Origin of the sequence: Amycolatopsis sp. w19, from assembly GCF_051373225.1 — a bacterium.
Taxonomy (GTDB): Bacteria; Actinomycetota; Actinomycetes; order Mycobacteriales; family Pseudonocardiaceae; genus Amycolatopsis; species Amycolatopsis japonica.
On sequence record NZ_JBPQFM010000027.1, the window covers coordinates 76,173 to 85,665 of the forward strand.

General features: G+C 69.4%; 11 protein-coding genes. 5 read left to right on the plus strand and 6 right to left on the minus strand.

The genetic code is table 11. The features are described from left to right. Positions 1 to 26 precede the first annotated feature (26 nt). A complete protein-coding gene (gene sfnG, locus ACSMFO_RS35465; RefSeq protein WP_037331985.1) occupies positions 27 to 1,118 on the plus strand; it encodes a dimethylsulfone monooxygenase SfnG in 1,092 nt (363 codons plus the stop codon). A 46-nt stretch (positions 1,119 to 1,164) separates the two neighbouring features. On the opposite strand, the gene ACSMFO_RS35470 is transcribed toward sfnG, so the two are convergent. The 4 genes from ACSMFO_RS35470 to ACSMFO_RS35485 all read right to left on the minus strand — a co-directional run bounded on the left by ACSMFO_RS35470 (position 1,165) and on the right by ACSMFO_RS35485 (position 5,874). Further along, entirely contained in the window at positions 1,165 to 2,901 is a 1,737-nt protein-coding gene (locus ACSMFO_RS35470; RefSeq protein WP_436461989.1) for a hypothetical protein, read from the minus strand. Between the two features lie 290 nt (positions 2,902 to 3,191). Further along, the gene (locus ACSMFO_RS35475; RefSeq protein WP_436461990.1) at positions 3,192 to 4,301 is read right to left on the minus strand and encodes a bifunctional RNase H/acid phosphatase; all 1,110 of its coding nucleotides are present in this window, start codon (positions 4,299 to 4,301) and stop codon (positions 3,192 to 3,194) included. After that, positions 4,298 to 5,035, minus strand: a complete 738-nt coding sequence (locus ACSMFO_RS35480) for a zinc ribbon domain-containing protein (protein ID WP_038518885.1) — start codon at positions 5,033 to 5,035, stop codon at positions 4,298 to 4,300. Before ACSMFO_RS35480 ends, ACSMFO_RS35475 begins: the two co-directional genes overlap by 4 nt. 17 nt (positions 5,036 to 5,052) lie before the next feature. Continuing rightward, positions 5,053 to 5,874, minus strand: a complete 822-nt coding sequence (locus ACSMFO_RS35485; RefSeq protein ID WP_436461991.1) for a Nif3-like dinuclear metal center hexameric protein — start codon at positions 5,872 to 5,874, stop codon at positions 5,053 to 5,055. Positions 5,875 to 5,905: 31 nt separating this feature from the next. On the opposite strand from ACSMFO_RS35485, the gene ACSMFO_RS35490 reads away from it, so the two are divergent. Further along, on the plus strand, positions 5,906 to 6,460 hold the full coding sequence (locus ACSMFO_RS35490) for a chorismate mutase (RefSeq protein ID WP_436461992.1): 555 nt from the start codon (positions 5,906 to 5,908) through the stop codon (positions 6,458 to 6,460). A gap of 97 nt (positions 6,461 to 6,557) precedes the next feature. Here ACSMFO_RS35490 and ACSMFO_RS35495 read toward each other — a convergent pair whose 3' ends face one another. After that, positions 6,558 to 6,878, minus strand: a complete 321-nt coding sequence (locus tag ACSMFO_RS35495; RefSeq protein ID WP_350579005.1) for a hypothetical protein — start codon at positions 6,876 to 6,878, stop codon at positions 6,558 to 6,560. Between the two features lie 130 nt (positions 6,879 to 7,008). On the opposite strand from ACSMFO_RS35495, the gene ACSMFO_RS35500 reads away from it, so the two are divergent. The 3 genes from ACSMFO_RS35500 to ACSMFO_RS35510 are packed head-to-tail and all read left to right on the plus strand — an operon-like array spanning position 7,009 to position 8,990. After that, the gene (locus ACSMFO_RS35500; RefSeq protein ID WP_037331995.1) at positions 7,009 to 7,470 is read left to right on the plus strand and encodes a low molecular weight protein-tyrosine-phosphatase; all 462 of its coding nucleotides are present in this window, start codon (positions 7,009 to 7,011) and stop codon (positions 7,468 to 7,470) included. A 23-nt stretch (positions 7,471 to 7,493) separates the two neighbouring features. Continuing rightward, complete coding sequence (locus ACSMFO_RS35505) at positions 7,494 to 8,315, plus strand: SURF1 family cytochrome oxidase biogenesis protein (protein ID WP_436461993.1); 822 nt, start codon at positions 7,494 to 7,496, stop codon at positions 8,313 to 8,315. A 54-nt stretch (positions 8,316 to 8,369) separates the two neighbouring features. Continuing rightward, entirely contained in the window at positions 8,370 to 8,990 is a 621-nt protein-coding gene (locus ACSMFO_RS35510) for an FMN-binding negative transcriptional regulator (protein WP_436461994.1), read from the plus strand. A 227-nt stretch (positions 8,991 to 9,217) separates the two neighbouring features. Here ACSMFO_RS35510 and ACSMFO_RS35515 read toward each other — a convergent pair. Then, positions 9,218 to 9,493: cobalamin biosynthesis protein (locus ACSMFO_RS35515; RefSeq protein ID WP_436461995.1), on the minus strand; the 276-nt coding region annotated here is incomplete at its 5' end.

Consider the following 9,493-nt stretch of genomic DNA (forward strand, 5'->3'; position numbering starts at 1 on the left):
CGGGGACGGCGGGTTCACTCCGCGGCATGCCGGGAATCGAATCCGAACCACTCAAATTCGCCTATTGGGTCCCCAATGTGAGCGGCGGTCTGGTCACCAGCGACATCGAGCAGCGCACCGACTGGGGATACGAGTACAACCGGGATCTCGCCGTCCTCGCGGAGAACAGCGGCTTCGAGTACGCGCTGAGCCAGGTCCGCTACACGGCCAGCTACGGTGCCGCCTACCAGCACGAATCGACCGGGTTCAGCCTCGCGCTGCTGCTCGCGACGCAGCGCCTGAAGGTGATCGCGGCCGTCCATCCCGGGCTGTGGCATCCCGGGGTGCTCGCGAAGTTCATCGCGAGCGCGGACGTGATCTCCGGCGGGCGCGCGGCGGTCAACGTGGTCAGCGGCTGGTTCAAGGACGAATTCACGAACCTCGGCGAACCGTGGCTGGAACACGACGAACGGTACCGTCGTTCGGAAGAATTCATTCGCGTGCTGAAGGAACTCTGGACGAGCGACCACGCCGAATTCGCCGGCGATTTCTATCGGATCCACGATTTCGACATCAAACCCAAACCGGTCGGGCGGCCGCATCCGGAGATCTTCCAGGGCGGCAACTCCACCGCCGCGAGGAAGCTAGCGGGCCGGGTCTCCGACTGGTACTTCAGCAACGGCAAGGATTTCGACGGGTTCAGCGAGCAGGTCGAGGAGGTCCGCGGCTACGCGGCCCAGAACGACCACGCCGTTCGCTTCGGGCTCAACGGTTTCGTGATCGCGCGGGAGACCGAGAGCGAGGCGAAGGCCGTGCTGCGCGAGATCGTCGAGAAGGCGAACACCGAAGCCGTCGAAGGTTTCCGCGGTGCCGTCAAGCAGGCGGGAAGCTCCACATCGGACAAGAAGGGGATGTGGGCCGACTCGGAGTTCAAGGATCTGGTGCAGTACAACGACGGCTTCCGCACCGGGCTCATCGGCACGCCGGAGCAGATCGCGGACCGGGCCATCGAGTACAAGAAGCGCGGGGCGAACCTGCTGCTGCTCGGCTTCCTGCACTACCTGGAGGACGTCGAGCACTTCGGGAAGCACGTGCTGCCCGTGATCCGGGAAAAGGAGGCCGCCCTCGACCGCGTTTAGTCCTCTGAATGCGGTGGGCCGCATTCAGAGGACTAAACGCGGGCGTTTACGGGAGGTAGACGGTCTGGCCCGGGTGCATGGTCGGGCCGCAGTCCTTGAGCGGCCCGCCGAAGCGCGCCTTCTCCACGTCCGGCATGGTCTTCGTGGCGTAGTCCCGGACGGCCTTCAGCTTCTCGGGGCTGGAGACGGCGTCCTTGCGCACGAAGTCGCCGTTGCGCGGCCCGCTGCCCGGGTACACGAAGATCGGCTCGTAGTCGCGGTCGATCCGCGGGTCGACGGTGATGCCGTTGCCCGCGGCCCACGGGCCCCACGAGTGGATGAAGGTCGGCTTGACCTTGTCGAACACGTAGTCGCGCAGCCCCGGCAGGTCGCCCTTCTTGAGGAAGTCCGCGACGTCCGCCTCGACCAGCCCGGCCATGTCGACCAGGTGCAGGCGGCTGGTCATCGACGAGCCGCCGAGGTCCGGCAGCAGCAGCGACGCCTGCTGGAGGCCCAGGATGTCGGCCATGGTGTTGAAGCCGCGGCCGAAGCGGTCGGCGATGAGGCACGCGGGCACCGTCGGGACCTCTTGGAACTTCTTCGACGCCGACGCGAACCCCATCCCGGACGGGATCGCGGCCGCGACCAGCACGAGTACCACGACGGTCCGCAGCGCCGCCCGCGAACGGCGCAGGAGTTCACCGGCGGCCAGCGTTCCCGCCAGCACCGAGAGGATCCAGATCGGCGTCGCGAAACGGTGCTGGCCCATCCAGTCCGGGACCATCACGCCGTAGGCGATGATGCCCAGCGCCAGCGGCACCAGCAGCGCGATCAGCGCGCGCCGCCATTCCGCGCGGATCAGCGCGTACCCGATGGTCAGCGCCAGCAGGATCGTGCCGGCGACACCGGCGTAGCCGACCAGCTCGAACGGCTGCTTCAGCGCCGAAAGCCCGGGCAGCCCCTGTCCCTTGGCGATGGACGGGTTCGCCAGCAGCCTGCCGAATTCCGTGATCCGCCAGGCGAGGTACGCCCCGAACGGGATCGCGAACGCGACCACCGACACCACGACGAACTTGATGCTCTGCCCCAGCAGCGGCTTCCGCAGCTGGAACAGGACGACGAGCGGGTACGCGCCGCCGTAGATCAGGCCTTCGGGGCGGGTCAGCGCGGCGAACGCGACCAGCACCCCGGACCAGACGGCGACCTTCGCGGTGAGCAGGGCGTCCTTGCGCACGGCCACGAACAGCAGCACGGCGAGCCACGCGACGGCCATCCCGAACAGCGAGTTCTCCAGCCCGGAGATCGTCCAGATGACGAACGACGGGATCGCGGCCAGCGTCAGCCCGACGACCAACGTCGCCAGCCAGGCGAAGCGCGCGAAGATCTGCTTCGCCGCGATGTGGCAGGCGGCCAGCGTCCCGGCGGTGAACAGGAGCCCCAGCAGCTTCGGGAACAGCACGTAGTCGGGCAGGCCGAACAGCATGCCGCTGTCGAAGACGCCGACGAGCTTGCCGAGCGCCAGCATCACCAGCCACGTCGAGTTCGACCAGCCCTCGACCGACGGCTGCCCCGGCTGCAGCACCGGGCCGAGGCCGTCGGTGAAGCTGCGCGCGTAGGAGAAGGTGATGGCCGCGTCGTCGACGATCCAGTGGCCGTAGAGGGTGGCGTGCCAGGCCAGCGCCGCCACTCCGGCGAGAACCGCCAGGTACGGTGCGACACGGGCGGCCAGGCCACGACGGGCCGGCGTCTCCGCCGGATCGGGCACGCCTTGTTCGGAAGCTTCGCTGAGTGCGCTCGCCGTCATGTCCCCGTCTTTGCCTTTTCGCTCACGTGCCGTCGCCGAAACTGTAGCCAATACCCCATCGGCCGCCCGCGACACGTCATATCCAGGCGTGATCCGCGCCACAATCTTCTGGCTGGGAGGGCTTCGACCGAACTGAGGTCGACTGGTCGAGCGAGGACACGTGCGCGCGCCTCTTGTCGGCCGGGGGCCTCGGATTTGTGGAGGCGGGCCGCCGACTCGGCTGGGTGAGTACCCGGCGGGTGCCGCGGCCCGGCTACGGAAATCCGAAAGCGCGCTTCAAAAGACACTGATCAGGAGAGATGCGAAATGTCGTTCACCAACCGGACCGAGGCGTTGCCGTCCGGGTAGAACTCGACGATCGACAGCGAGGCCAGGTCCAGGTGCAGGCGGAACAGCAGCGACGGCCCGGCGTCCAGGCCCATCCGCAGCAGCGCCTTGATCGGCGTGACATGGCTGACCAGCACCAGCGTCCGGCCGCCGTACTTCGCGATCAGCTCGTCGCGGGCTTTGCGGACCCGCCGGTGCACGCCGTCGAAGCTCTCCCCGCCCGGCGCCGCGATCGAAGTGTCGGAAAGCCAGCTGGTCTGGAATTCGGGGTCGCGGTCCATGGCCTCTTTGAAGGTGAGGCCCTCCCACTCGCCGAAGTCGGTCTCGATCAGCCCGGGGTGGGTCTCGACCCGGCCGCCGAGCGCGTCCGCGATCGCCTGCGCGGTCTGCTGGGTGCGGATCAGCGGTGAGGCGATGATCGGCGCCGCCTCGCCGTCGACGACCAGGCCCTCCATCGCGCCGAGGCGTTTCGCGGCGGCGGCCGCCTGCTGCTTGCCGTGCTCGGTGAGGGGCACGTCGCCGCGGCCGGAGTACCGCTTCTCGACCGACATCGCCGTCTGGCCGTGCCGCACGAGGAGCAGTTTGGTCGGGGTCCCGGTCGCGCCGGTCCAGCCGACGGGGCTGACCCTGTCCTGCTTCACGGTCTTCTTCGGCGCTTCCGCCTGCTTCCCCGCGTCCATCGCCTCGTTCGCGAGGCCGTCCGCGTGGGAATTCTCCGCACGCGGGATCCACTCGTAGTGCACGCGCGAGAACCGCGCCGCCAGCTCCTTGGCTTCGGCGTTCAGCGGCTGCATCGACGGGTGCTTGACCTTCCAGCGCCCGGACATCTGCTCCACCACGAGCTTCGAGTCCATCCGGACGTCCACTGTGGACGCTCCGAGCTCGGCGGCCGCGGCGAGCCCGGCGATCAGGCCGCCGTACTCGGCGACGTTGTTGGTCGCGATGCCGACGTAGGCCTTGCGCTCGGCGAGCACCTCGCCGGTGGCCGGGTCCTTGACGACCGCGCCGTACCCGGCGGGCCCCGGGTTGCCCCGCGAACCTCCGTCGGCCTCGACGAGCACGTGGTCGGTCACAGGCCGGACTCCAGGGTGCGCACCAGGATGGCGCCGCAGTTCTCGCACTGGATGACGTTGTCCTCAGGGGCCGCCTTGATCTCGGCGATCTCGCGGCGGTCGATGTCGAGCTGGCAGGCACCGCAGCGGCGGGCCCGCAGCAGCGCCGCGCCGATGCCCTTGTGCGCGCGGACCCGCTCGTAGAGCTTCAGCAGGTCTTCCGGGAAGCGCGGCAGGAGCTTGGCACGGTCTTCGTCGCGGCGTGCCTTGGTGGTGTCGAGGTCGGTGAAGTGCTCGTCGCGGCGCCCGATGGCTTCGGCGACCTCGCCCTCGGCCTTCGCGACCTCGGCGCTGGTGCGCTGGGCGTCGAGTTCGAGCGCCTCGCGGCGTTCCATCAGTTCGAGCAGGTCGTCCTCGAGCGCGGACTGACGCCGGCTGAGGCTGTTCAGCTCGTGCTCGATGTCGGTCATCTGCTTCGCCGCGACGGAACCGGATTCGAGGAGTTTGCGGTCGCGGTCTCCGCGAGCGCGCACCGACTCGATCTCCTTCTCCTGGCGGGCGATCTCGCGGTCGAGGTCGGACGCCGCCGTCTGGACCGAGACCAGCGCGTCACGTCGTTCGCGCACCGTCTTCTCGCCCGCGTCGATCTCGGCGATCTCCGGCAGGGTGCGGCGACGGTGGGCGGTACGCGAGAGTTCCGCGTCCACCTTCGCGAGTTCGAGCAGCTGGCGCTGGACGGCGGGGTCGGCCTTCACGGTGCTCCTTGGAGTTCTTAGTGCTCGGTTCGGGTGGCCCGTAGCGTCCACGGGTCGGTGCACCGCGTGGAGACGTGAACGTCGACGTTACCCGCAAACGCGGCACGGACGACGCCCGAGGCTTGCTCGCACCACGGCCACTCGCTCGCCCAGTGGGTGACGCCGACCAGGGCGGGGACTTCGGCGATGTCGGCGAGGTGCTCGCCGGCGGGATGATGCCGGAGATCGGCGGTGACGTACGCGTCGACCCCGGCGGCGGTGGCCCGCTTGAGATAGCTGTCGCCGGAGCCACCGGAAACGGCCACGCGGCGGATCGGGCGATCCGGGTCGCCCGCGCCGTAGACGCCGGGCTCCGTGCGGGGCAAGGCGTTCGCGACGCGTTCGACGAAGGCGGAGAACGGTTCGGGCGCGGGCAATTCACCGATGCGGCCGATGCCGGTGACGCCGTCCTCGCGGGGATCGAGCGGCCCGAGGACGGTCAGGCCGATGGCGTCGGCCAGCGCGTCGGAGACGCCGGGGGACGCGGAATCGGCGTTGGTGTGCGCGCAGTAGAGGGCGACACCGGCACGGATCAGGCGGTGCACAAGGCGCCCCTTCATGCTGTCCGCCGGCACGCCGTGGACTCCGCGCAGCAGCAGCGGATGGTGCGCGACGATCAGCTGCGCGCCCCCGGCGATCGCCTCGTCGACGGTCTCGTCGACCGGGTCGACGCAGAACAGGACCTTGTCCACGTGCTCGGCCGGGTCGCCGCAGACGAGGCCGACGGCGTCCCACGATTCGGCGAGTTCGGGCGGATACGCCTGCTCCAGGGCGGCGATGACTTCGGCTAGCGCGGGCACCCGGGGATTTTCGCATGTAGCGTTTCCGGGCATGCGACTTCGGGTGCTCTGTGCTGTTTCGCTGCTTCTCGTGGTGTCACCCGCGCCGGCGTCGGCGTCGCCAGGCCTCTGGGAACTGACCGACCTGGCCGCTCAGCGCGTGCAGATCGCCGACAAGGTCGCGGCCGCGAAGTTCGGCACGCCGTCGCCGATCGACGACCCGGTGCGCGAACGGCAGATCCTCGACTTGATGGCCGCGAAGGCGCCCGGCCTCGGTCTCGACGCCGACAGCGTGGTGCGGTTCTTCCGCGACCAGATCGAGGCGAACAAGGTCGTGCAGCGCGGCCTGTACGCGCGGTGGACCGAGCACCCCGGCACGCGGCCGCCCGGGCGCCCCGATCTGGGGACCGAGGTGCGGCCGGTGATCGACCGGCTCAACGCGGGGCTGCTCACCGAACTCGCGGAGACGCGGGACGCGCGGGCGCGGCGGTCGTGCTACGTGCGGCTCGCGGTCACGGTGCGGCTGGCCGACGCGCGGCGCGGGCTGGACCGGCTGCACTCGGGGGCGCTTTCGGAGGCCGTGCGGTCGGCCTGCTCACGCTCCTGACCTGCGGATGGGGAGCAAGGGACCTTTGCTACCACTTGAGCCGGATACGTCGCTGACCTGCGGAAAGAGAGCAAGGGACCTTTGCTACCACCCCTGCTCAGTCCAGGGCCTTCGCGTCCTTGTTGATCGCCCAGCGGCCGGCCGCGCGCATCACGCGCCCCGTCCACAGCACCGCGCGATAGGCCTTCGTCGCCTGATCGGGGACGTCGGGCCGGACGACCTGGTACGGCGCGACGGACGCGCTCGACCGGAGGTGCAACGGCATCCTGGTCATCGCCTCTTTCGGCGATCTCGCCTGGACGAAGTGGTGCTCCGACAGGATCCGCCCGACCTCGTAGGGGTGCGGAAGCTTGACGGTGATGCGATACCAACGGAGCCCGGTTGCCGGCGACTCGACGCTGGGTGTTGGTGCGCTCATACGCGACCTTCCTGCGTGTTTCTCTCCAGGAGGTCTACTCCCGCTTCGTCCCGGCTTTCCAGCTTCGCGCGCCCGGTAGCCGTTCGGAGCCGGTGAGCGGTCGATCTCCGTCGGCCTTCACACTGATCAGGTGCTGCACATCGTCTTCGTCTGTTCCGGCAACATCTGCCGCTCCCCGATGGCCGAGCTCGTCTTCCGCGCGAAGGCCGAGGAGGCGGGTCTCGATCACCTCGTGCAGGTGTCCAGCGCGGGCACCGGCGGCTGGCACGTGGGCGAGGCCGCGGACAAGCGGGCCCGCGCGAAGCTCGCCGAACACGGCTACCCGACCGGCCATGTCGCGGCCGAGGTCGACCGCGGACATCTGGCCGCCGACCTGCTGCTCGCGGCGGACGAGGGACATCTGTCGTTCCTCCGGCGCAAGGTGTCGGACCCGGCGAAGGTCCGTCTGTTGCGCGAGTTCGATCCGTCCGCGCCCGAGGGCGCCGAGGTCCCGGACCCGTACTACGGCGAGGACGACGGTTTCGAGGACGTCCTCGGCATGATCGAGCGGGCCGTTCCGGGCCTGCTCGACTGGGTGCGCGCACACGCCTGAGGCCGACCGCTTACCGTGGTGGGGTGCGGTTGAAGTTCCTGCTGAAGCCCGGGTGGCTGGCATTGACGTTGGTGGTGTTCACCTTCGCCATCACTTGCTTCACCCTGCTGGCGCCATGGCAGTTCTCCCGCAACACCGAACGCGAGCACCAGAACGCGGCGCTGCGGGAGTCGTTCTCCGGGCAGCCGCGCTCGCTGGAGGAGCTGCTCCCCAACGGCGCCGTGCCTGATCAGCGCACCGAATGGCACCTGGTCGCGTTGAAGGGCACGTACCTGCCCGAGGGCGAGGTCGTGGCCCGTCTGCGCTCCGTACAGGGCGAAGCCGCCTACGAGGTCTTGACGCCATTCCAGACCGTCGAGGGCACGATCGTGCTGGTGGACCGCGGGTACGTCCGGCTCGACGACAAATCGCGCGCGCTCCCCTTCGCCCCGCCTCCGGCCGGAACGGTCGACATCGTCACGCGCGCACGCCACGACGAAAAGGACGGGAAGAACCGCGACGCCTTCGCCGACGAGTCGACCGGCGGGAAGCTGCAGAGCTACGTCGTCGATTCGCAGGTCGTCGCGCGGGCCGCGAAGCTGGACATCCGTCCGGGTTATTTCCAGCTCGACGTGAACCAGCCCGGCGTCCTGGGCGCGCTGCCGCTGCCGCAGACCGACGCGGGACCGTTCTTCTCCTACGCCCTGCAGTGGATCGCGTTCGGCGCGATGGCGGTGATGGGGTGGCTGTACTTCACCGTCCGCGAACTGAAGCCGGGCGGCGCGCTGACCACCGAGCGGCCGCAGCGGCGCAAGAGCGTCGCGGAGATGCTGGCCGAAGACGAACGCTCCGAAGTGGCCACCTGATTCGACCCGAAAATGGACCTTTCGCAGGTCCATTTCCCGTGTTGCGCTTCGAGCATGCTGATTCACCCGTGGGACGCCACCCACGACGACGCCGAATGGCGGGCCTGGCTCTCGACGCACGATTTCGGCCAGCTGATCGCCTGCGGCGTGGGCCGTGACCTGCCGATCGTCAACCCGGTGCACTTCGCCTACGACGGCGACCAGACGGTGCTGCTGCACCTCGCGCGCCCCAATCCCGTCTGGCCGCTGCTGGAGGAGCACCCGCGCGCGCTGCTCGCGGTGATCGACGAGCACACCTACATCCGCTCCGACTGGAACACCCCGGCCGACCCGCCGCACGGCGTGCCGACGTCGTACTACTCGTCGGTCCAGCTCGAATGCGACGCCCGGCTGATCGACGACGCCGCGGAGAAGGCCGCGCTCCTGGACCGGCAGCTCGCGCGTTTCGAGCCCGGTTCGGGCAGATCTGCGGTGAGCGCGACCGAGGCGCCCGACAAGCGGCTGCTCCCCGGCATCCGCGGGGTCGAGCTGACCGTGACCGGGGTGCGGGCGAAGTTCAAGTTCGGCGGGAACAAGCAGCCGGCCGACCGGTCACGGATCGACGCCGAGCTCGCGCGGCGCGATGGGCCGATGGACGCAGGGGCGCGGGCGCGGTTGGCTCAGCGGGAGCGGTAGCAAAGGTCCCTTGCTCTCTTTCCGCAGGTCGGGGGCCTGGTGGTAGCAAAGGTCCCCTGCTCCCCCTGCTCGATGACCGTGTGGATTTCGGGTCACCCAACGCAACAAAATCCACACAGTCACCACGCGGAGTAAGAGGTGTGTGGAAACAGGGACACTCAACGTCCCTATATCCACACACCCCCCGCCCCAGTGGTAGCAAAGGTCCCTTGCTCTCTTTCTGCAGGTCAGCGACGGCGCCGCAGCCCGACGAGACCCGCCAGCACCACCGCACTGAGAGCGCCCAGCCACCCGACCACCCGCGAGAGCTCCACGGCCCGCGTCACGTGCCCGGCGTCCGGGTTGCGTCCGATGCCGAGCACCGGGAGTTCCTCGACCCCGTGCGGGTACACCGTCCGCCCGCCGACGCGGATCTCCAGCGCCCCGGCGAAAGCGGCCTCGACGCGGCCGGCGTTCGGGCTCGGGTGCGCGGCGGTGTCCCGCCGCCACGCCCGCCACGCGCC

Excerpts from the sequence above, each read along its gene's own strand:
- ACSMFO_RS35470 (WP_436461989.1), bottom strand. The coding sequence starts at position 2,901 with ATGACGGCGAGCGCACTCAGCGAAGCTTCCGAACAAGGCGTGCCCGAT.
- ACSMFO_RS35490 (WP_436461992.1), top strand. The coding sequence starts at position 5,906 with ATGCGACTTCGGGTGCTCTGTGCTGTTTCGCTGCTTCTCGTGGTGTCA.
- ACSMFO_RS35495 (WP_350579005.1), bottom strand. The coding sequence starts at position 6,878 with ATGAGCGCACCAACACCCAGCGTCGAGTCGCCGGCAACCGGGCTCCGT.
- sfnG (WP_037331985.1), top strand. The coding sequence starts at position 27 with ATGCCGGGAATCGAATCCGAACCACTCAAATTCGCCTATTGGGTCCCC.
- ACSMFO_RS35510 (WP_436461994.1), top strand. The coding sequence starts at position 8,370 with ATGCTGATTCACCCGTGGGACGCCACCCACGACGACGCCGAATGGCGG.